Origin of the sequence: Nocardia sp. NPDC058058, assembly GCF_042885355.1 — a bacterium.
Classification (GTDB): domain Bacteria; phylum Actinomycetota; class Actinomycetes; order Mycobacteriales; family Mycobacteriaceae; genus Nocardia.
In genome coordinates this window covers 1,750,903-1,772,284 of sequence record NZ_JBHVSA010000001.1, presented here as the reverse complement: position 1 = coordinate 1,772,284, position 21,382 = coordinate 1,750,903, and the positions used below count along the sequence as shown (strand labels likewise).

Sequence of the window (21,382 nt, the reverse complement as noted above, 5' to 3'; positions counted from 1 at the left end):
CATGATCACGCGTCGACGCCCACCGGCGCGATGGCGGAGAGCCGTTCGAACTGCGCATCGGAGAGCTGCACGGCTGCCGCTGCGACGTTCTCTTCCAGGTGTGCGAGGGAGGTGGTGCCCGGAATCGGCAGGATATTGTCCGCACGGCGCAGCAGCCACGCCAGCGATGTCTGTGCGGTTGTCGCGCCGAGCTCGGCGGCCACCGCGGCGAGCGGGCCGTCCGCCGCCGCGTGCGCGCCCATCGCGACCGGGAAGAATGGAATGAACGCGATCCCCTGTGCCGCGGTGTAATCCACCACATCCTCGTGCTGCCGTGCCCCGAGGTTGTACATGTTCTGCACGCTCGCGATGGGCGTGATCTCTTGGGCCGCGCGCAATTCCTCGACGCCTACCTCGGAGAGCCCGATATGGCGCGCCTTGCCCTCGTCCACCAGTTGCCGCAGCGCGCCGATCTGATCTTCGAGCGGCACCTGCGGATCGACGCGATGCAATTGCAGCAGGTCGATATGGTCGAGTTTCAGTCGCCGTAAACCCAATTCGGCCTGCTGCCGCAGATAGGCGGGATGACCGAGCGGTACCCATTCGGTCGGCGACGGGCGCACCACGCCCACCTTGGTGGCGATCACCACATCATCCCGATAGGGGTGCAGCGCCGCCGCGACCAGCTCCTCGTTCTCGCCCAGCGCATAGGAGTCGGCGGTATCGATGAGGTTCACCCCGAGTTCCACCGCGCGCCGCAGCACCGCGATCGCCGCCTCGCGATCAACGGGCGCACGCCAGATATGCCCCATCCCGGCGTCGTATCCGGGTTCCGGCGCGGCCGCCAATCGCATGGTGCCGTAACCGATCCGATTCACCGAAAGCTGGCTACCGAGTTCGAAACTCGCCATATCGCATCACTCCTCGCGCGCTGTCTGCTTGCGCAGCGAATGAACCCGAACCAATCGGTTTCCATTCCACGCGGTTCTAGATCAGGAGTTCAGCGCACGCCGCGCGTGCGGAATTGAATGCTGATGCGCGGCCCCACCGGCCGCCGCGTTTTGGGTATCGCGTGCTCCCAGGTCCGTTGGCACGACCCACCCATCACGATGAGATCCCCGTGCCCCAGCGGATACCGCAGGCTCTCCCCGCCCCCGCGCGGCCGCAACAGCAACGCCCGCGCGGCGCCCACCGACACGATCGCCACCATGGTGTCGTGGGTGGCTCCGCGCCCGGAGGTATCGCCGTGCCAGGCGACACTGTCATCGCCATCGCGGTAGTAGCAGAGCCCGGCCGTGGTGAACGGCTCACCGAGTTCATCGCGGTAATGATCGCTCAAAGCATCGCGCGCCTCATCCAGCACGGGATCCGGTAGCCCCTGCCCCTGTTCATAGAACGCCAACAGCCGGGGCACATCCACCACCCGGTCGTACATGGCACGCCGATCCGCGCGCCACGGCACCTCGGCGGCCAGCCGTTCGAACAGCGTGTCGGCCCCGGTCAGCCAGCCCGGGAGCACATCAATCCAGGCGCCCGCGCTCAGAACGGTGCGCCGGAGCCCATCCAGCGCACCGACTTCGAGCTCGCCGAATCCGTCGAGCAGCGATCCCTGCAATGGCGTCGACATAAGATCGAACATACGTTCTAGCTCGATGATGTTCAAGCGTGCGCGGTGTGACGCGCGGCGAGCGCGGCATCCCGACGCGGTGACTCAGGTCCGCCGGGCGGGTCGGCCCACCAGCCTCAGGGAGCGGTCGGCCAGGGTCAATGCGAGGAACAGGGTCGCGGCGGCGATCATGAAGATCGCGAGGTGGTGCAGTCCGGCGGGGTTGTCGCCGGTGGTCAGGAACGCGCCGCCCGCTGCCGCGGCGATCATCGCGCCGATGTAGTTGAAGGTGCGTAGCAATCCGGCCGAGGATCCGATGCGATCCGGGGTGGATTGGTAGTAGACGGCGTTCTGATTGGCCAGGCTGTTGAGGCCCTGCGGGATGCCCATGACGCAGGCGGCCGTGAGCAGCAGCCAGATGGGGGCGTGGCCGGGCATGAGCAGAAGGACTGTGCAGCCGACGATTTGGGCCGTCGCGCCGACGATCAACTTGCCACGAATCGCCGCGCGGCGACCGGTGATTGCCGAGACCGCGATACCGGTGAGGGAGAGGGGTAACAGGATGAGTCCGGCCGCACCGGGATTCAGGCCGCGACCGGATTCGAGCCACTGGGTGAAGCCGTAGAGGAAGCAGTAGCCGACCGTGCTGGTCAGCATTACCCGGCCGTAGGTGGCCAGCAGCGGGAAATTGCCGCCCAGTACGCGCACGTCGAGAAATGGTGCGGGCGTGTGGAGTTCGCGCAGCACCAGTGCGACCGCCGATGCGATGGCCAGGACCGGCAGATACCAGTGCGCGGCTTGCGGATTCATCAGGAACAGCAGTGCGGTCAGTAGCAGCGCGGTGAACAGGGCGATGCCCGGGATATCGAGTCCGGAGGTCTTCTCCCGCTGCGGCATAGTGGTTTTCGGCAGCCACAGCAGTCCCGCGACCAGGCATGCCACCGCCAGTGGAATATTGATCGCGAAGGTCGCGCGCCAGCCGCCGAGGTGAATCAGCAGGCCGCCCAGCGGTGGTCCGATCACGACGATGGTCTGTGCCGCCACGGCGAGCGCGGTCAGCACGCCCGCCGGACTGTCCTTGCCGGTGCGGTCCGCTTCACCGCGAATCAGGTACATCGCCGCGGGATATCCGGCGCACGTACCGAATCCGAGCACGATTCGCGCTACCACCAGCACCCATAGCGCGGGCGCGAAAGCCCCCAGCACACCGGCGATTCCGGTGAGCGTCGCACCGGCGAGGAACAGCCGCCGCGGCCCGAACAGATCGATGAGCCGCCCGACCACGGGCTGTCCGATGGCGGTGGCCAGATACAGCGCCGACACCAGCCAGGCCGTCTCGGCGGCGGGTGCGCCGAATGCCACCCCGATCGGCACCAGCGATACCGCGATGATCGACGAATTGATCGGATTGAGAATCGTGCCGAGCAGCATCGGGGTGAGCAGGGAGCGGTCGAAACCGTCCCCGGACGTCGCACGCCCGCGCCGGGTGAGAACCGAAGTCATTCCTGCCCAAGTCTTTCCAGCAGCGTGAGGGCTTCGAGCACGATGCGCCGCTCGTCCTCGGTGAACCGGTCCTGCATGACGGTGGCCAGCCACTCGTCTCCGGCGCGCCGCCTGCCCTCGTGGAACTCGCGCCCGGCGGCGCTGAGTGAGACCAATTGCCGCCGCCGGTCCGCCGGATCCGGCCGCCGCTCGATCAGCCCACGTTCCTCGAGAATGTTCAGGGTGGCCGCGACCGCCTGCGGTCGCACCCGTTCGGCGGCGGCGAGATCGCTGGCCGAGCTGTCCGCCCTGCTCAATCGGCTCAGCAGCGATTGCTGCGAGGGGGTGAGCTCGCGACTGTCGGACTGTTCCAGGAATCGCCTGCGCAATCGCCCGACCAGAATCCGCAGGTCACGGGCGGCGCTCGCGGCGGACCGGGACACGGTCGCGGTGGGTTCGGTCATCCCCCCACGGTAGATCGACAACCTGGATTGTTCAATCCAGGTTGTTCAATCCGGATTGTGTAATCGACGGCGTGGTATGGGCGTACCATGACTCCCCATGCCACGTTTGGTCGATCACGAGCAGCGCCGCCGGGAGATCACCACGGCCGCCCGGCGCGTCATTGCCGCCGGGGGGCTGGAGGCGGCGACATTTCAATCGGTGGCGGCCGAGGCCGGAATCTCGGTCCGCCTGATCCAGTACTACTTCGGTGCGAAGCGAGAGTTGCTGCTGGCCACGCACCTCGCGGTGGTGGTGGATTCGGGGGAGCGGTTCGCCGCGCGCATGGGCACGCTGGGACCGGACCCCACCGCGCGCGAGGTGATCGAGGCGGTCTCGCTGGCGCTGCTGCCGCTCGATGACCAGGCCCATGCGGACAGTCTCGTGCTGGCGGCGTATCACGCGGCGGCGCTGAGCAATTCGGAGTTCATCAAACCCGAGGACACCCACGGCGCGCCGCTGTACCTGGTCAATCTCTTCACCGAACAGCTGCGCCGCGATCGCGTGCCCGGCAAGGCTTACGACACCGCGCCGCTGGACGCACAGCTGATCGTCGCCAGCCTCGGTGCCATCACCCAGGGCGTGCTGATCGGCAGTCACACGCGCGAGCAGGTGGTCGAGTTGATCCGCCACCTACTCGATCGCATGCTGGGGGACTGCTAGCCCTCAGGCCACGCTCACATGCGCGCGCACGAAATCGACCACGGCATCGGTGAATTCGTCATTGGCATCACTGGCCGCGGTATGCGCGGCCGCGCCGATCTCGGCGTATTCGGCATGCGGCACCAAGTCGCGGAAGGACCGAACGCCCTCCTCGCTCACCACATCCGAGAGCGCGCCGCGCACCAGCAGTACCGGCATGGTCAGTTGCCGGGCCGCGTCTTCCAAAGCCCTGGTGTGCATATCGATCTGCTCGCCGCGGTCACCGCCCAGCATGGCCGGATCCCAATGCCAGTACCAGCGCCCATCCTCGCGCTGGCGCAGATTGCGTTGCAGCCCTTCGGGATTGCGCGGTCGACGGCGATGCGGCAGATAGGCGGCCACGGCGTCGGCGGCCTCTTCGAGACTGGCGAAGCCCTCGGGATTGCTGCCCAGGAAGCTGATCACCCGCTGTACGCCCGCGACCTCGGGGCGCGGAACCACGTCCACCAGTACCAGTCCGGTGATGCGCTCATGCTGCGGATGCGCGCTGGCGATGAGTCCGGTGAGCCCGCCCATGCTGGCCCCGACCACGAATCCGGGCTTGCCGAGCTGTTCGAGCACCGCCATCAGATCCTCGACCATGGCGGCGCGGGTGTAGTCACCGCCGGGAGCCCACTCGCTGTCCCCGTGCCCGCGCGCGTCCAATAGCACCGCGTGCATCCCGGCCTTGGCCAGCGCCAGGCCGGAATCCTTCCAGGAATGGCGGGTCTGGCCACCGCCGTGCAGGAACACCACCAGTGGTCCGTCCTGGGGTCCCCAGGAGTCACCGGCGAGGGTGATACCGCCGTGGCCGCGGAAGGTGACGCGGGCAGGTTCGGTGAAGTCGGCTTCGTTGCTCACTCTCCGAGCATCGCACAGACCGGTTTACGGTGTATGAAGACCTGCCGCCAAGTGGGACCGGATCCTCGGATCGGTCGCTCGCGCATTGTGAGCTTCCTCCCAGCGGTGAATGGCGGTCGTGAATTTCTGCCAGACCAATCGGTTTGATTCATAGCTGCGGAGTTGCCTGCACTATGTCCGGCTTGCGAGGATTCGGGTTGGAAAACTCGCTGGTGCGGGGCCTATGCGGCCCGATCGCGCCGAACCCGCACCTTGTCCGCAGGTGTGTCACGCGCAACTCGCCGACCTGCCGCGAACCGCTGGTTGCCACAGGGGTGCGGTGGCGGCCCGGGTCGGCGGCGCTGCTAGGCTCGCAACCCGAAAAGACATCCTTTAACGGACCGTCCGGTGAGGCGGGGAAGGAGGTCGGCATGGCTGTGCCCGAAGACCGGGCTGCCAAGTCGAGCGCTGCTGACCACTCGCAGCGACACGATCCCGCTCAGCTGGACGCGGGGCGCGAGCTGCTCTCGGATTCCGATGTCGGCCGCACCATCGCGCGCATGGCGCACCAGATCATCGAGAAGACCGCGCTGGACTCCGGCGATCCCGCCGCCCCGCGCGTGGTCCTGATCGGAATCCCCACGCGCGGAACGACTCTCGCCGCTCGACTGGCGAATCGTATCGAGGAGTTCGCCGGGGTCCGCCCCGCCGTCGGCTCCCTGGACATCACCCTCTACCGCGATGACCTGCGCAGCAAACCGCACCGTCCGCTCGAGCGCACCTCGGTGCCCGAGGGCGGTATCGAGGATGTGCTGGTGGTGCTGGTCGACGATGTGCTGTTCTCCGGCCGCACCGTGCGCTCGGCCCTGGACGGGCTGCGCGATCTGGGCCGCCCGCGCGCGGTCCAGCTGGCCGTGCTCATCGACCGCGGCCATCGCGAACTGCCCATCCGCGCCGACTATGTCGGCAAGAACGTGCCGACCAATCGCAGCGAGGACATCTCGGTGCTGCTGCGCGAGCACGACGGCCGCGACGGTGTGTACCTGCGTCAGGAGGGTGACAAGTGAAGCATCTGCTCTCGGTGACCGATCTGGATCGCGCCGCCGCCACCGAACTGCTCGACGACGCCGAACGCTTCGAACAGGCCCTGCTCGGGCGCGAGGTGAAGAAGCTGCCGACCCTGCGCGGGCGCACGGTCATGACCGTGTTCTTCGAGAACTCCACGCGCACCCGGGTTTCCTTCGAGGTCGCGGGCAAGTGGATGAGCGCGGACGTGATCAACGTCAGCTCGTCGAGCTCCTCGAACTCCAAGGGCGAATCGCTGCGCGATACCGCGCTGACCCTGCACGCGGCGGGCGCGGACGCGCTCATCGTGCGGCATCCGGCCTCGGGCGCGGCGCATCAGATCGCGCACTGGTTCTCCCAGATCCAGGAGCGCAGCGGCGGTTTCACCGGCCCCGGCCCGGCCATCATCAATGCCGGTGACGGCACCCATGAGCACCCCACCCAGGCGCTGCTGGACGCGCTGACCCTGCGTCAGCGCCTCGGCGATCTGGAGGGTAAGCGGATCGTGCTGGTCGGGGACATCCTGCACAGCCGGGTCGCGCGCTCGAACGCCTTCCTGCTCAGCACCCTCGGCGCGGATGTGGTGCTGGTCGCGCCGCAGACGCTGCTGCCGGTGGGTGTGCAGGCCTGGCCGGTGCGGATCTCACATTCGCTCGATGCCGAACTCCCCGGCGCGGACGCGGTCATGATGCTGCGCGTGCAGGCCGAGCGCATGAACGGCGGCTTCTTCCCGTCGGCGCGCGAGTACTCGATCAACTACGGCCTGAGCGAGCGCCGCCTCGGCATGCTCGACGAACATGCGGTGGTACTGCATCCGGGCCCCATGCTGCGCGGCATGGAAATCGCGTCGGCCGTCGCCGATTCCCCCAAAGCGGCTGTGCTGCAACAGGTCAACAACGGAGTCCATATGCGCATGGCGGTGCTCTTCCGCCTGCTGGTAGGAACCGACGAGGTGGTGGCATGAACAACGTCTTGATTCAGAACGTCCGTCTTTACGGTGCAGGCGACCCGGTCGACGTACTGCTCGCAGATGGTGAAATCCGTGAGATCGGCGCGGACCTGAAGGCCGATGACGCCGAAACCATCGACGGCACCGGGCAATTCCTGCTGCCGGGCTTCATCGACCTGCACACGCATCTGCGCGAGCCGGGCCGCGAGGACACCGAGACCATCGAAACCGGTTCCGCCGCAGCGGCTCTGGGCGGTTACACGGCGGTCTTCGCCATGGCCAACACCAGCCCGGTCGCCGATTCGCAGGTCATCACCGACCACGTGTGGCGGCGCGGACAGCAGGTCGGCCTGGTCGACGTGCATCCGGTCGGCGCGGTCACCGTGGGCCTGGAGGGCAAGCAGCTCGCCGAAATGGGCACCATGGCAGCCGGAGTCGGCGCGGTGCGCATGTTCTCCGATGACGGGCACTGCGTCTACGACCCGCTGATCATGCGCCGCGCGCTGGAGTACGCGAACTCGCTCGGCGTCCTCATCGCCCAGCACGCCGAAGAGCCGCGCCTGACCAAGGGCGCCGTGGCGCACGAGGGTCCGAACGCAGCCCGCCTGGGTCTGGCCGGCTGGCCGCGCGCCGCCGAGGAATCCATCGTGGCCCGCGACGCGCTGCTGGCCCGCGATGCCGGTGCGCGCGTGCACATCTGCCACGCCTCCACCGCGGGCACCGTCGAACTGCTCAAATGGGCCAAGTCCCAGGGTATTTCGATCACCGCCGAGGTCACCCCGCATCACCTGCTGCTCGATGATTCGCGCCTGGAGACCTACGACGCGGTCAACCGCGTCAACCCGCCGCTGCGCGAATCCTCCGATGTGACCGCGCTGCGCCAGGCCCTGGCCGACGGCGTCATCGACTGTGTCGCAACCGATCACGCCCCGCACGCCGAACAGGACAAGTGCTGCGAATTCGCGGCCGCCCGCCCCGGCATGCTCGGCCTGGAGACCGCACTCTCGATCATCGTGCGGACGATGGTCCAGCCCGGCCTGCTCGACTGGCGCGGCGTCGCCCGCGTCATGAGCGAGAACCCGGCCCGCATCGTGGGCCTGGACGATCAGGGCCGCCCGCTCGCCGTCGGCGAACCGGCCAACCTGGCCCTGATCGATCCGAACACCGAGTGGACGGTGCGCGCGAAGGAACTCGCCAGCATCGCCCACAACACCCCGTTCGACGAGATGACCCTGCCCGCGAAGGTGACCGCCACCTTCCTGCGCGGCCGTATCACCTCGCGCAACGGAGTTGCCAGCGCCCCGCGCGGTGGCGATGAGGTCTTCGCCGGTGGCGACCGGCGGGTGGGGAACCGAGGAGGACCGTAATGGAGCGAACACTGACGATCGTCGTGCTGCTCGCAGTTTTCGCGCTGTGCCTGTGGGGCATGTACCGGGCCTGGACCGGCCGCGCGAAGAAGCAGGCGGCGTCGATCGGTGACCTGCCGGCCGTGCCCGCCGACTGCGGCGCACAGCTGCTGGAGCCCACCACGGGCCTCTACCTCGGCAGCACCCTGGCTCCGAGCTGGATTCAGCGAGTCACCGTGGGCGACTTGGGTTTCCGCGCCACCGCGGAACTCACCCGATTCGAGCGCGGCATTCTGCTCGAGCGCGACGGCGCGGGCACCATCTGGATTCCGCAGGAGTCGGTGACCGCGGTGCGCACCGAGCGCGGGCATGCGGGCAAAGTGATGACCGAAGGCGGTGTGCTGGTGATTCGCTGGAAGCTGCCGACCGGGACCGAGGTGGATACCGGATTCCGGGGCGATGACAAGACGGTGTACCCGGCCTGGACCGGGACCGTGCAGACAGAGACGACAAAGACGGGAGACGAGGCATGAGCAGCGACAACGTCGCAGTGATGGTGCTCGAGGACGGCCGCGTATTCCGCGGGACGACCTTCGGCGCACAGGGACAGACTTTGGGTGAGGCGGTGTTCTGCACCGCGATGACCGGCTACCAGGAGACCCTCACCGACCCCAGCTACGACCGCCAGATCGTGGTGGCCACCGCGCCCCAGATCGGCAACACCGGCTGGAACGACGAGGACGACGAGTCGAGCAAGATCTGGGTCGCCGGATACGCCGTGCGCGACCCCGCGCGCCGCGCCTCCAACTGGCGCTCCAAGCGCACCCTGCAGGACGAGCTGGAGAACCAGAACATCGTCGGCATCGCGGGCATCGACACCCGAGCCCTGGTGCGGCACTTGCGCACTCGCGGTTCCATGAAGGCGGGCGTCTTCTCCGGCACCGCCCTGGCCGACTACGACGAACTCGTCGCACGGGTCAACGGCCAGCCCTCCATGCTGGGCGCGGACCTGGCCGGTGAGGTCTCCACCGATGAGATGTACACCATCGAACCGGTCGGCGAGCACCGCTTCACCGTGGTCGCGGTCGACCTCGGCATAAAGTCCAACACCCCGCGCATGTTCGCCGAGCGCGGTATGCGGGTGCACGTGGTGCCCTCGAACGTCACCTTCGACCAGATCAAGGAACTGAACCCGAACGGGGTGTTCCTCTCGAACGGCCCCGGTGACCCGGCCACCGCCGACGGCGCGGTCGCGCTGACCCAGCAGGTGCTACAGGCCGATATCCCGCTGTTCGGCATCTGCTTCGGCAACCAGATCCTGGGCCGCGCCTTCGGGCGCAATACCTACAAGATGAAGTTCGGCCACCGCGGCATCAATGTCCCGGTCATCGAACACCACACCGGGCGCATCTCGATCACCGCCCAGAACCACGGCTTCGCCCTCGAAGGTGAGCGCGGCGAGGTCTTCGACACCTCGTTCGGCAAGGCCGAGGTCAGCCATATCTGCGCCAATGACGGTGTCGTGGAAGGTGTTCAGCTGGTCAGCGGCCGTGCCTTCTCGGTGCAGTACCACCCCGAGGCCGCCGCCGGACCGCACGACGCCGCCTACCTGTTCGATCGTTTCGCCGGCCTGATGGAAGGTGCCTGATGCCACGCCGTACCGACCTCAATCACATCCTGGTGATCGGCTCCGGTCCGATCGTCATCGGCCAGGCCTGTGAGTTCGACTATTCCGGAACCCAGGCGTGTCGCGTGCTGCGGTCCGAGGGCCTGCGCGTATCGCTGGTCAACTCCAACCCGGCGACCATCATGACCGACCCGGAGTTCGCCGACGCCACCTACGTCGAACCGATCACCTGGGAGTACGTCGAGAAGGTCATCGCCAAGGAGCGTCCGGACGCGATCCTGGCGACCCTGGGCGGTCAGACCGCGCTGAACTGCGCGGTCGACCTGCACGACAACGGCATTCTGGAGAAGTACAACGTCGAGCTGATCGGCGCGGACTTCGAAGCCATCCAGCGCGGTGAGGACCGGCAGAAGTTCAAGGACATCGTCGCCAAGGTCGGCGGCGAGAGCGCGCGCTCCAAGGTCTGCTACACCATGGACGAGGTCCGGGAGACCGTGCGCGACTTGGGATTCCCGGTCGTGGTGCGCCCGTCCTTCACCATGGGCGGCCTCGGTTCCGGTATGGCCTACAACGATGAGGATCTCGATCGCATCGCCGGTGGCGGCCTGGCCGCCTCGCCGACCGCGAACGTGCTCATCGAGGAATCCATCCTGGGCTGGAAGGAATTCGAGCTCGAGCTCATGCGCGACCGCAATGACAATGTGGTCATCGTCTGCTCGATCGAGAACGTCGACCCGATGGGCGTGCACACCGGTGACTCGGTCACCGTCGCCCCGGCCATGACCCTCACCGACCGCGAATACCAGAAGATGCGCGATCTGGGCATCGACATCCTGCGCGAGGTCGGCGTCGACACCGGCGGCTGCAATATCCAATTCGCGGTGGATCCGGCCGACGGCCGCCTCATCGTCATCGAGATGAACCCGCGCGTCTCGCGCTCGTCCGCATTGGCTTCCAAGGCAACGGGATTCCCGATCGCCAAGATCGCCGCCAAGCTGGCCATCGGCTACACCCTCGATGAGATCGTCAACGACATCACCAAGGAGACCCCGGCCTGCTTCGAGCCCACGCTCGACTACGTCGTGGTCAAGGCCCCGCGCTTCGCCTTCGAGAAGTTCCCGGGCGCCGACCCGACGCTGACCACCACCATGAAGTCGGTCGGCGAGGCAATGTCCATGGGCCGCAACTTCTCCGAGGCCCTGGGCAAGGTGCTGCGCTCGCTCGAGACCAAGGCCGTGGGCTTCTGGACCCAGCCCGACGGCGAGTGGACCGACGTCGAGGCCATCCTCGAGGACCTGCGCACCCCCACCGAGGGGCGCATCTACCAGGTCGAGCGCGCGCTGCGCCTGGGCGCGAGCATCGAGGACACCGCCAAGGCCTCGGGCATCGACCCGTGGTTCGTGGCCGAGGTGGCCGCACTGGTCGAGCTGCGCCAGGAGATCCTGGACGCCGCCGTGCTGGATGAGCCGCTGCTGCGCACCGCCAAGCATTACGGCCTGTCCGATCGCCAGATCGCCGCGCTGCGACCGGAACTCGCGGGTGAGGACGGCGTGCGCGCACTGCGGCACCGCCTGCACATTCGCCCGGTGTTCAAGACCGTCGACACCTGCGCCGCCGAGTTCGAGGCCAAGACCCCGTACCACTACTCGGCCTATGAGCTCGATCCCGCCGCGGAATCCGAAGTGGCGCCGCAGAAGGAACGCGAGAAGGTGCTGATCCTCGGATCGGGCCCGAACCGCATCGGTCAGGGCATCGAGTTCGACTACTCGTGTGTGCATGCGGCGCAGACGCTTTCGGCCGCCGGTTTCGAAACCGTCATGGTCAACTGCAATCCCGAGACCGTCTCGACGGACTACGACACCGCCGACCGCCTCTACTTCGAACCGCTGACCTTCGAGGACGTGCTCGAGGTCTACCACGCGGAAACCGAATCCGGCACCGTCGCGGGCGTCATCTGCCAGCTGGGCGGCCAGACCCCGCTGGGCCTGGCGCAGAAGCTGACCGATGCGGGCGTGCCCGTGGTCGGCACCTCCGCCGCCGCCATCGACCTGGCCGAGGACCGCGCCGAATTCGGCGATGTCCTTGTCGCGGCCGGCCTTCCGGCTCCCAAGTACGGCACCGCCACCACCTTCCCGCAGGCCAAGCGGATCGCCGCCGAGATCGGTTACCCGGTCCTGGTGCGTCCGTCCTACGTGCTCGGCGGTCGCGGCATGGAGATCGTCTACGACGAGGCCACCCTCGAGGGCTACATCTCCCGCGCCACCGATATCTCCCCGAACCGCCCGGTGCTCATCGACCGGTTCCTGGAGGACGCCATCGAAATCGACGTCGACGCCCTGTGCGACGGCGACGAGGTCTACCTGGGCGGCGTCATGGAGCACATCGAGGAAGCCGGTATCCACTCCGGTGACTCCGCGTGCGCCCTGCCCCCGATCACCCTGGGCCGCAGCGATATCGAGGCCGTGCGCCGCTCGACCGTGGCGCTGGCCAAGGGCATCGGCGTCAAGGGCCTGCTGAACGTGCAGTACGCGCTCAAGGACGATGTGCTCTACGTCCTCGAGGCGAACCCGCGCGCCAGCCGTACCGTGCCGTTCGTCTCCAAGGCCACCGCGGTGCCGCTGGCCAAGGCCGCGGCGCGAATCGCCTTGGGCGCCACCATCGCTGAACTCCGCAAGGAGGGCCTGCTCCCGGCCGAGGGCGACGGCGGGCACACCCCGATCGACGCGCCGGTCGCGGTGAAGGAAGCCGTGCTGCCCTTCCACCGCTTCAAGCGGCCCGACGGCAGCGGTATCGATTCGCTGCTCTCGCCGGAGATGAAGTCCACCGGTGAGGTCATGGGCATCGACGCCGACTTCGGTACCGCATTCGCCAAGTCCCAGACCGCTTCCTACGGTTCGCTGCCGACCGAGGGCGCCGCCTTCGTCTCGATCGCCAACCGCGACAAGCGCGCCATGGTGTTCCCGGTCAAGCGCCTGCACGACCTCGGCTTCCGCATCCTGGCCACCGAGGGCACCGCGGAAATGCTGCGCCGCAACGGTATTCCGTGCGAGCAGGTGCGCAAGCATTCGGACGAGGCCACCGATCAGCCCAGCATCGTGGACATGATCAAGGACGGCGAAGTCGATATCGTCTTCAACACCCCGTACGGCAATAACGGTCCGCGCGTAGACGGTTACGAGATCCGCACCGCCGCGGTGAGCGCGAACATCCCGTGCATCACCACCGTCCAGGGTGCGGCCGCGGCCGTACAGGGCATCGAGGCCACCATCAACGGCGGCATCGGCGTGCGGTCCCTGCAGGAACTCCACGCCACCCTGCGGGGCTGACGCGATGACGAGTTTCGGTGTGCGGCTGCGGGATGCGATGCGCAAGCACGGACCCGTCTGTGTTGGCATCGACCCGCATCCGCCGCTGCTGCGGGCGTGGGGCCTGACCGAGGACGCCGCGGGCGTGGCGAAGTTCGCCAATGCCTGCGTGGAGGCGTTCGCCGGTCGGGTGGCGCTGGTCAAACCGCAGGTGGCGTTCTTCGAAACCTACGGTTCGGCCGGAATCATCGTGCTGGAGGAGACGATTCGCGCCCTCCGCGAGGCGGGCACCCTGGTGCTCGCCGATGCCAAGCGCGGCGATATCGGCTCCACCATGGACGCCTACGCGCACGCCTGGCTCGGTGACGGCCCGCTGGCCAGCGATGCGGTGACGGTCTCGCCCTACCTCGGATTCGGTTCGCTCGCACCGGCTCTGGAGCTGGCACGCGCGAACGACCGCGGCGTCTTCGTACTCGCCGCCACCTCCAACCCGGAAGGCGCCGAACTCCAGCGCATCACCGGCGCGGACGGCCGCACCATCGCCCAGCGCATGGTCGACGACGCGGCGGCCATCAACGGGGACACCGAATTCGGTTCCGTCGGTGTGGTCGTCGGCGCGACCCTCACCGAGGCCCCGGACCTGTCCGCCCTCAACGGCCCCATCCTCATGCCGGGTGTGGGCGCGCAGGGCGGGGGAGCGGACTCCATCCGCACCCTGGTCCCCGCAAGTGATCTCGGCGCGGTCCTGCCGAACGTCTCCCGCGAGGTCCTCAAATTCGGCCCCTCGGTCACCGCCCTGCGTGAGCAGGTAGACCGCCTCGCCGAGGAGTTCGCCTTCCTCCAGCGCTGAGAAGCGTCGTGAAAAGGTCCGCCCCCGTATCGATCTCGATACGGGGGCGGTTCCATATTCGACTACGGTTGCGGAACGAGACGGCTGTTCGCACCGAAATTCTGCGGCAACAGCACCGATTCGCGAGTCAATGACGGACGATCCCGCAGTTCCAGCGGCCTGCTGCCGCCATGCCACGGAACAACCTGAACCAATTTCCGGTCTTTGACGAAGATGTAGTAGCCCGACGGTATATCACGGTCGCCCGCGCTCTCCGGAAGATTTCGCCAACATCCGGTGGTACCCGCGTTCGTGTTGAGTTCGGCCTCCGAGATATTGGGGGTGACGTCCGTCATCAGATCCCAGTCATCCGCCAGCCCAGCCGCGCGTGTGATGTCGCCCAGTGCGATCAACTGGATCCCGCTCGCGGCATTGCGCAGTGCGGGCACCAATCCCGCACTCGCCCCGAGATTCTGGATGTCATTGCGAATCTCGAGCCCATTCGGGCACCGTTCCGCATCGTCGTGCGTGGCGTCGGTCGCCGACGTGCATCCACTCACCAGCACCGCCAGCAATACGGCGGGTATCGAGTATCCGGTCTTCATGCTTCCCAATCTGATGATCGACTTGCGAACGGCTCGTCGTCGAATCCCGTAGTCGACCGTTTCGCTACAGTGGTCGTATGTCCGACGCGGTGCCGCCCAATGCTATTCACCATGCTCTGATTCTCGGCGGAGGTGGTGCGCTCGGTATTTGCTGGATGACGGGTTTGGCTGTCGGGTTACGTGAGGCGGGGATCGATCTGTCGCTGGCTGATCGGGTTGTCGGTACCTCCGCTGGGGCGGTGGTGGGGTCGGTTATCACCGGGCACGGTGATCTGCGGCAGTTGGTTTCGATGCCGGTTCCGGATGGTGATGCGCCGCATATTGATCCGGCGGGGTTCGGGGAGATCATGGGGATTCTCGCTACGCCGGGGATCAGTGGGAATGAGGCGCGGCGGCGGGCTGGAGCACGGGCGCTGGAGATGGGGGTCGGGGATCCCGATGATCACATTGCCCGGATAGCCGGTGTCGCAGCGGTTTCCGAGTGGCCGGAGGCGGATTTCATTGTCACCGCGGTGGATATCACCACCGGTGAACTGCAACCGTGGACCCGGGACGGTGTGGCCACGCTGCCGCAGGCGCTGGCGTCGAGTACGTCGGTTCCCGGTGTGTTCCCACCCATTCCGATCGATGGGCGCTATTACATCGACGGGGGTATGCGCTCGCCCATCAATGCCGATCTGGCGGCGGGCGCGGAGTTCATGCTGATCATCGAGCCGCTGGCGCATCTGTTCCCGCATGCGCCGTCGGACGGTGAATTGGGTGGCGCGACAACGCTGTCCATCATTCCGGACGCGGAGACGATCGCCGTCTTCGGCATCGATCTGTTCAACCCCGCCGCCCTGCACCCCTCGTACGAGGCGGGTTATCGCCAGGCCGCCGAGGCCGCGACGCGCCTGAAAGCGGTGTGGCCCACGCGCTGACGGCAATCGCTGAACCCGGCGCGGCGTCGCGGCCGCGCTCGTACGCTGTCGGCATGATGTCCACGGCAGAGGTGCTCGCATTGGCCGGTGTGATCCTGCTCGGTTCCATGTCACCGGGACCGGACTGGATGATCGTCATCCGCAATGCCGCCGTCACCGGCCGTCGTGCCGGAATCGCCTGTGCCGCAGGCGTAGCCGTGGGTGTGTTCACCTGGTCCATCGTCACGGCGGTGGGCATCGCCGGACTGCTCGCGGCCTCCGCGATGGCCTATACGGTCGTCAAGCTCGCGGGCGCGATCTACCTGGGCTACCTGGGAATTCGGGCGCTGCTGGCGGCCCGGCGCGGCGAATACGCGCCCGCCGCGGCCGATTCCGGCCGCGAGCGCGGTATCGGCCTCGCCTTCCGGCAGGGCCTGCTGACCAACCTGTTCAACCCCGAATGCGCGGTCTTCTTCATCGCGCTTGTGCCCCAGTTCCTCCCGGCCGACCCGACCGTGCTCAGCACCCTGGAGTTGGGCATCGTCTGCACCGTGGCGAATCTGTCCTGGTTCGCGGCCCTGGCGATCGGCGTCGGCGCGCTGCGGCACCTGTTCACCCGCCGCCGCGTGCGCCGCGCCCTGGACGCGGTCATGGGATCGGTCATGGTGGCGCTGGGCCTGCGTATCGCGGTGCAGTCCAACTGATTAGGTTTGCCCTGTGTCGAACAACAACCTCGGCCTGCTGTCCTACGGCCAAACACGTGTCCTGGTAGACGATTTCGCGGCGAGCTACCGCTTCTACCGCGATGTTCTCGGGCTGCCGCTCAAACATCGCGACGAGAGCGGCGCGGAACCCGAGAACGGTCCCTACGCCTGCTTCGTCGCCGGTGACGCCGATATCGCGCTGTTCACCCGCGCGTTCATGGAGGCGGCAGTCGGGGCCGAGCACCGCCCGCGCGACGGGGTCGACGCCGTCGTGGTGGTGCTGCGCGTCGCCGATGTCGACGCCGCCGCGAAGACGCTGGAAGCCGGGGGTGTGGCCCTCGCCGCCGGTCCGGTCGACCAGGAAGCCTGGGGTATGCGCGTGGCCCATCTGCGCGCGCCCGAGGGCACCCTGATCGAGCTCTGCCAGTACGAGGATTGATCGATCGCTTGTCCTGCTGCGCCCCTGGCGCTGCGCTGTGGGCGAAACGCCCGGGAAGTCACATCCTTCGGGTTTCACCCGTCTGTGACGGCGTCAGGGGTCAGCGCACCCGGCCGGGGTGGCATTAGGGGGCTGGACCTGCGGCGGGATCGCGTGTTCGAACGGTGTTCGAATGCGTCGCGTGATCCGCGACACGCGGTGCAGTTTCGCGCGACACGCCGGTAAATTCGAAGAAGTTCCAGGTCGGATGATTACAGGTGGGTCACGGTCTGAATCGGACATCGGTAACGCTGTTCCGCTCGGCCGCCGAAACCCGAAAAACCCCTGGCCACAAGGGGATTCGTGCACCTTCCGGGTGCGGTGCCGGACCCGGTCCGACCGGCCACCCGGATGGCCGCATTCCGCCCGGTCGTGCTCGGAATCACGCGCTGACCTGGGGGGCGGGTTCGCAATCGGGAGGCGTCGTGGGTACGGTCGCTGAGACCGCCGGGTTAGAACGGCGGGAGTACATGCAATGAACGATGAGACGGAGGAACCGTGGCCCTTCCCCAGCTGACTGACGAGCAGCGCGCCGCTGCTTTGGAGAAGGCGGCTGCCGCTCGCCGTGCTCGGGCGGAGCTCAAGGAGCGCCTGAAGCGTGGCGGTACCGATCTGAAGACGGTCCTTGCTGATGCCGAGAAGGACGAAGTTCTCGGCAAGATGAAGGTGTCGGCTCTGCTCGAGGCTCTGCCGAAGGTGGGCAAGGTCAAGGCTGCCGAAATCATGAGCGAGCTCGAAATCGCTCCCACTCGCCGCCTGCGCGGACTGGGTGACCGGCAGCGTAAGGCGCTGCTGGCCCGGTTCGACTTCACGGCAGATTAATCCGAGGGTGGTCGAACACACTCGGAAGGGACGACTGGTAGTTCTGGTCGGCCCCTCGGCCGTCGGCAAGTCCACTGTCGTGCGCTGCGTGCGCGAACGACTGCCCGAACTGGTTTTCAGTGTTTCGGCCACCACCCGGGCCCCCCGGCCCGGGGAGGTCGACGGTCGCGACTACCGGTTCGTGTCCCGTGAAGAGTTCGACGCCATGATCACGGCGGACGAACTACTCGAATGGGCCGATATCCACGGTGGACTACAGCGGTCGGGTACCCCGGCCGCACCTGTGCGCGAAGCGCTCGCGACCGGACACCCGGTCCTGATCGAGGTTGACCTCGAAGGAGCGCGCTCGATTCGCAAAGCGATGCCGGAAGCCACTTTGGTCTTCCTGGCCCCGCCCAGCTGGGAGGAATTGGTCTCCCGGCTCACCTCGCGAGGCACTGAATCGCCCGAGGTCATAGAGCGAAGGCTGCTCACCGCCAAGACCGAACTGGCGGCCTGTGACGAGTTCGACATCGTCATAGTGAACGACGAGGTGACGACCGCCTGTGAGCAGTTGGTATCCTTGTTCGTTAGCACAATTTCGAGGTAGTTCTCGAAAGAACGACCGGCTCATCTTCGAAGTGAGCCGGTTTCACCCTTTCAACACCAACCCGCAGGAGCCTTCCTAGTGAGTACGGATCTGAAGACCGTCCCCGCCTACGACACTCCGGTCGGCCTCACCAACCCGCCGATCGACGAACTGCTGGAACGGACCTCGTCCAAGTACGCGCTGGTCATCTACGCAGCCAAGCGGGCCCGGCAGATCAACGACTACTACAACCAGCTCGGCGACGGCATTCTCGAATACGTCGGCCCGCTGGTCGAGCCGGGTCTGCAGGAGAAGCCGCTGTCGGTGGCCATGCGTGAGATCCACGCCGATCTGCTGGAGCACTCCGAGGGCGAATAAGCCCCCGAGAGGGTAAGAGCCAGGCAACTCTCTACGGCGCTGGAGGCGTAGTGACGACAGAATCCACCCGGGACATGCGGTGACCCGGGTCATCGTCGGTGTCGGCGGCGGTATCGCCGCATACAAGAGTTGCGCCCTCGTGCGCCGGTTCACCGAAACCGGGCACGAGGTGCGCGTCATTCCCACCGAGTCGGCGTTGAATTTCGTCGGCAAGGCCACGTTCGAGGCGCTGTCCGGCCATCCCGTGCACACCGGAGTCTTCTCCGATGTGCCCGAGGTGCCGCACGTGCGACTCGGCCAGGAGGCCGAACTGGTGGTCATCGCCCCCGCGACCGCGGATCTCATGGCGCGTGCCGCTTCCGGCCGCGCGGATGATCTGCTCACCGCCACACTTCTCACCGCCCGATGTCCCATCCTGTTCGCGCCCGCGATGCACACCGAGATGTGGGAGCACCCCGCGACGATCGCGAATGTGGCGACATTGCGCGCGCACGGCGCCACCGTGATGGAGCCCGCGCACGGGCGACTCACCGGATCCGATTCCGGCGCAGGGCGTTTGCCCGAACCGGAGGAGATCTACGCGCTCGCCTCGCTGTTGCTCGAGCGCAAGGATGCGATCCCGCGTGATCTCGAGGGTCGTCGCGTCGTGGTGTCCGCCGGTGGCACTCGTGAACCTCTGGACCCGGTGCGGTTCCTCGGCAATCGCAGCTCCGGTAAGCAGGGCTACGCGATCGCCCGGGTGGCCGCGCAGCGCGGTGCCCAGGTGACGCTCATCGCGGGCAACACCATCGGTATGCCCCCGCCCGCCGCGGTCGAGGTCGTGCACATCAATACCGCCGAGCAGTTGAAGGTGGCGGTCGACAAGCATTCCATCGGTGCGGACGCGGTCATCATGGCCGCCGCCGTGGCCGACTTCCGACCGGTGAACGTGGCCGCCGCGAAGATCAAAAAGGGTGCGGACGAACCGAATTCGATCGAACTGACCAAGACCCCGGACATTCTCGCGGGTCTGGTGCAGTCGCGCCGCGACGGTCAGCTGCCGGGTACCGCGATCGTGGGCTTCGCCGCCGAAACCGGTGATGAACACGCCGATGTGCTCACCCACGCGCGTGCCAAACTCGCCCGTAAGGGCTGTGATCTTTTGGTGGTCAACGCAGTTGGTGAAGGCAAAGCCTTCGAAGTAGACCATAATGATGGTTGGCTGCTCGGTGCCGATGGCACCGAGATCGCCTTGGACCACGGATCCAAGGCACTGCTGGCCAGTCGAGTGCTCGATGCGCTCGGCCCCTTGCTCCGCTGAAGCCTCGGCACCGCAGGGTTCGGACGGCTGCCAAATGACGGCAGCTGTCTGAGTCACGATACGTTCGTCACCGGAGCGTCCTCGCGCCTTGTGACGAACTTATTGGCATAACCTGAGACAAAGGGTTGTGCGGTGGTGAACAAGCGCTACCGTGGCAGCCCGATACGAGAAACCCGTTGAGGGAGAGGGAACAACTGTGCGCACGTCTGGCAGCCGCCTATTCACCAGTGAGTCCGTGACCGAAGGTCATCCGGACAAGATCTGTGATGCCATCAGCGATTCCATCCTCGACGCGTTGCTCGCGGCCGATCCGCGCAGCCGTGTCGCGGTGGAAACCCTGGTGACCACGGGTCAGGTGCACGTGGCCGGTGAGGTCACCACGTCGGCCTACGTCGATATCCCGACCATCGTCCGCGAAAAGGTGCTGGAGATCGGATACGACTCCTCCGCAAAGGGTTTCGACGGCGCGTCCTGTGGCGTGAACATCGCCATCGGCGCGCAGTCACCCGATATCGCGCAGGGCGTGGACACCTCGCACGAGGCCCGCGTCGGCGGCGAGGACGATGACATCGCGCGCCAGGGCGCGGGCGATCAGGGTCTGATGTTCGGTTACGCCACCGTCGAGACCCCCGAGCTGATGCCGCTGCCGATCTCGCTGGCGCACAAGCTTTCCCGGCGTCTGACCGAGGTCCGCAAGTCCGGTGTGCTGCCGTACCTGCGTCCCGACGGCAAGACCCAGGTCACCATCGAATACGAGGGCGACATCCCGGTGCGCCTGGACACGGTCGTCATCTCGACCCAGCACGCGGCCGATATCGACCTGGACAACCTGCTCACCCCGGACATCCGCGAGAAGGTCGTCGACTCGGTGCTCGCCGAGCTGTCGCTGCCGAATCCGTTGGACACCTCCAACATTCGACTGCTGGTGAACCCGACCGGCAAGTTCGTGCTCGGTGGTCCGATGGGTGACGCCGGTCTGACCGGTCGCAAGATCATCGTCGACACCTACGGCGGCATGGCTCGCCACGGTGGTGGCGCGTTCTCCGGTAAGGATCCGTCGAAGGTGGACCGTTCGGCCGCCTACGCCATGCGCTGGGTCGCCAAGAATGTCGTCGCCGCCGGTCTGTCCGAGCGCGTCGAGGTTCAGGTCGCCTACGCCATCGGCAAGGCCGCCCCCGTCGGCCTGTTCGTGGAGACCTTCGGCACCGAACTGGTCGATCCGGCCAAGATCTCGGCCGCCATCGGCGAGGTCTTCGACCTGCGTCCCGGCGCGATCATCCGCGATCTGGACCTGCTGCGTCCCATCTACGGACCCACCGCCGCGTACGGCCACTTCGGCCGCACCGATGTGGATCTGCCCTGGGAGCGCACCGACCGCGCGGAGAAGTTGCGCGCCGCCGCCGGTCTGTAATTGGCCG

Annotated in this window: 22 protein-coding genes; 16 read left to right on the top strand and 6 right to left on the bottom strand. The window is 66.9% G+C overall.

Annotation, left to right across the window (positions count from 1 at the left end):
- Positions 1-5: 5 nt before the first annotated feature.
- The 4 genes from ACFVUS_RS08245 to ACFVUS_RS08230 all read right to left on the bottom strand — a co-directional run bounded on the left by ACFVUS_RS08245 (position 6) and on the right by ACFVUS_RS08230 (position 3,531).
- Positions 6-890 carry an aldo/keto reductase gene (locus ACFVUS_RS08245; RefSeq protein ID WP_387762561.1) on the bottom strand — a complete coding sequence of 295 codons (885 nt, stop codon included), beginning with the start codon at positions 888-890 and terminating at the stop codon, positions 6-8.
- Positions 891-979: 89 nt separating this feature from the next.
- A complete protein-coding gene (locus tag ACFVUS_RS08240; protein WP_387762559.1) occupies positions 980-1,606 on the bottom strand; it encodes an alpha-ketoglutarate-dependent dioxygenase AlkB in 627 nt (208 codons plus the stop codon).
- An 84-nt stretch (positions 1,607-1,690) separates the two neighbouring features.
- Positions 1,691-3,088 (bottom strand): MFS transporter, encoded by a 1,398-nt coding sequence (locus ACFVUS_RS08235; RefSeq protein WP_387762557.1) that lies wholly within the window; start codon positions 3,086-3,088, stop codon positions 1,691-1,693.
- The gene (locus tag ACFVUS_RS08230) at positions 3,085-3,531 is read right to left on the bottom strand and encodes a MarR family winged helix-turn-helix transcriptional regulator (protein ID WP_387762554.1); all 447 of its coding nucleotides are present in this window, start codon (positions 3,529-3,531) and stop codon (positions 3,085-3,087) included. The genes ACFVUS_RS08235 and ACFVUS_RS08230 overlap by 4 nt, the downstream gene beginning before the upstream one ends.
- 97 nt (positions 3,532-3,628) lie before the next feature.
- Here ACFVUS_RS08230 and ACFVUS_RS08225 point away from each other — a divergent pair, with 97 nt between their 5' ends.
- The gene (locus ACFVUS_RS08225; RefSeq protein ID WP_387762552.1) at positions 3,629-4,231 is read left to right on the top strand and encodes a TetR/AcrR family transcriptional regulator; all 603 of its coding nucleotides are present in this window, start codon (positions 3,629-3,631) and stop codon (positions 4,229-4,231) included.
- Between the two features lie 3 nt (positions 4,232-4,234).
- On the opposite strand, the gene ACFVUS_RS08220 is transcribed toward ACFVUS_RS08225, so the two are convergent.
- Positions 4,235-5,110, bottom strand: coding sequence for an alpha/beta fold hydrolase (locus ACFVUS_RS08220; RefSeq protein ID WP_387762550.1), 876 nt, complete (start codon positions 5,108-5,110; stop codon positions 4,235-4,237).
- 410 nt (positions 5,111-5,520) lie between these two features.
- Between ACFVUS_RS08220 and pyrR the strand changes: the two genes are divergently transcribed.
- From pyrR to pyrF, 7 genes are read left to right on the top strand one after another with little or no spacing between them, the layout of a single operon-like run.
- Positions 5,521-6,156: a bifunctional pyr operon transcriptional regulator/uracil phosphoribosyltransferase PyrR gene (gene pyrR / locus ACFVUS_RS08215; RefSeq protein ID WP_387762548.1), complete on the top strand. Its 636-nt coding sequence runs from the start codon at positions 5,521-5,523 to the stop codon at positions 6,154-6,156.
- Complete coding sequence (locus tag ACFVUS_RS08210; protein ID WP_375953429.1) at positions 6,153-7,118, top strand: aspartate carbamoyltransferase catalytic subunit; 966 nt, start codon at positions 6,153-6,155, stop codon at positions 7,116-7,118. Before pyrR ends, ACFVUS_RS08210 begins: the two co-directional genes overlap by 4 nt.
- On the top strand, positions 7,115-8,470 hold the full coding sequence (locus ACFVUS_RS08205) for a dihydroorotase (protein ID WP_387762546.1): 1,356 nt from the start codon (positions 7,115-7,117) through the stop codon (positions 8,468-8,470). The genes ACFVUS_RS08210 and ACFVUS_RS08205 overlap by 4 nt, the downstream gene beginning before the upstream one ends.
- Positions 8,470-8,982 (top strand): transporter, encoded by a 513-nt coding sequence (locus ACFVUS_RS08200; RefSeq protein WP_387762544.1) that lies wholly within the window; start codon positions 8,470-8,472, stop codon positions 8,980-8,982. Before ACFVUS_RS08205 ends, ACFVUS_RS08200 begins: the two co-directional genes overlap by 1 nt.
- Positions 8,979-10,097, top strand: coding sequence for a glutamine-hydrolyzing carbamoyl-phosphate synthase small subunit (carA, locus tag ACFVUS_RS08195; protein WP_387762542.1), 1,119 nt, complete (start codon positions 8,979-8,981; stop codon positions 10,095-10,097). Before ACFVUS_RS08200 ends, carA begins: the two co-directional genes overlap by 4 nt.
- The gene (gene carB / locus ACFVUS_RS08190) at positions 10,097-13,402 is read left to right on the top strand and encodes a carbamoyl-phosphate synthase large subunit (protein WP_387762540.1); all 3,306 of its coding nucleotides are present in this window, start codon (positions 10,097-10,099) and stop codon (positions 13,400-13,402) included. The genes carA and carB overlap by 1 nt, the downstream gene beginning before the upstream one ends.
- 4 nt (positions 13,403-13,406) lie before the next feature.
- A complete protein-coding gene (pyrF, locus tag ACFVUS_RS08185; protein ID WP_387762538.1) occupies positions 13,407-14,231 on the top strand; it encodes an orotidine-5'-phosphate decarboxylase in 825 nt (274 codons plus the stop codon).
- Positions 14,232-14,293: 62 nt separating this feature from the next.
- Here pyrF and ACFVUS_RS08180 read toward each other — a convergent pair whose 3' ends face one another.
- Positions 14,294-14,815 carry a hypothetical protein gene (locus tag ACFVUS_RS08180; protein WP_387762536.1) on the bottom strand — a complete coding sequence of 174 codons (522 nt, stop codon included), beginning with the start codon at positions 14,813-14,815 and terminating at the stop codon, positions 14,294-14,296.
- A gap of 77 nt (positions 14,816-14,892) precedes the next feature.
- Here ACFVUS_RS08180 and ACFVUS_RS08175 point away from each other — a divergent pair, with 77 nt between their 5' ends.
- The 8 genes from ACFVUS_RS08175 to metK all read left to right on the top strand — a co-directional run bounded on the left by ACFVUS_RS08175 (position 14,893) and on the right by metK (position 21,375).
- Positions 14,893-15,735, top strand: coding sequence for a patatin-like phospholipase family protein (locus ACFVUS_RS08175; protein WP_387762534.1), 843 nt, complete (start codon positions 14,893-14,895; stop codon positions 15,733-15,735).
- Between the two features lie 53 nt (positions 15,736-15,788).
- Positions 15,789-16,418, top strand: coding sequence for a LysE family translocator (locus tag ACFVUS_RS08170; protein WP_387762531.1), 630 nt, complete (start codon positions 15,789-15,791; stop codon positions 16,416-16,418).
- A gap of 13 nt (positions 16,419-16,431) precedes the next feature.
- The gene (locus ACFVUS_RS08165; RefSeq protein WP_387762529.1) at positions 16,432-16,857 is read left to right on the top strand and encodes a VOC family protein; all 426 of its coding nucleotides are present in this window, start codon (positions 16,432-16,434) and stop codon (positions 16,855-16,857) included.
- 537 nt (positions 16,858-17,394) lie between these two features.
- The gene (mihF, locus tag ACFVUS_RS08160; protein WP_067571887.1) at positions 17,395-17,718 is read left to right on the top strand and encodes an integration host factor, actinobacterial type; all 324 of its coding nucleotides are present in this window, start codon (positions 17,395-17,397) and stop codon (positions 17,716-17,718) included.
- A gap of 7 nt (positions 17,719-17,725) precedes the next feature.
- Positions 17,726-18,307 (top strand): guanylate kinase, encoded by a 582-nt coding sequence (gene gmk / locus ACFVUS_RS08155; protein WP_387762525.1) that lies wholly within the window; start codon positions 17,726-17,728, stop codon positions 18,305-18,307.
- A 78-nt stretch (positions 18,308-18,385) separates the two neighbouring features.
- Positions 18,386-18,664, top strand: coding sequence for a DNA-directed RNA polymerase subunit omega (gene rpoZ, locus ACFVUS_RS08150; protein WP_213556271.1), 279 nt, complete (start codon positions 18,386-18,388; stop codon positions 18,662-18,664).
- Positions 18,665-18,743: 79 nt separating this feature from the next.
- Complete coding sequence (gene coaBC / locus ACFVUS_RS08145) at positions 18,744-19,964, top strand: bifunctional phosphopantothenoylcysteine decarboxylase/phosphopantothenate--cysteine ligase CoaBC (RefSeq protein WP_387762523.1); 1,221 nt, start codon at positions 18,744-18,746, stop codon at positions 19,962-19,964.
- Positions 19,965-20,160: 196 nt separating this feature from the next.
- On the top strand, positions 20,161-21,375 hold the full coding sequence (gene metK, locus ACFVUS_RS08140; RefSeq protein WP_387762521.1) for a methionine adenosyltransferase: 1,215 nt from the start codon (positions 20,161-20,163) through the stop codon (positions 21,373-21,375).
- The last annotated feature ends 7 nt before the right edge of the window (positions 21,376-21,382 follow it).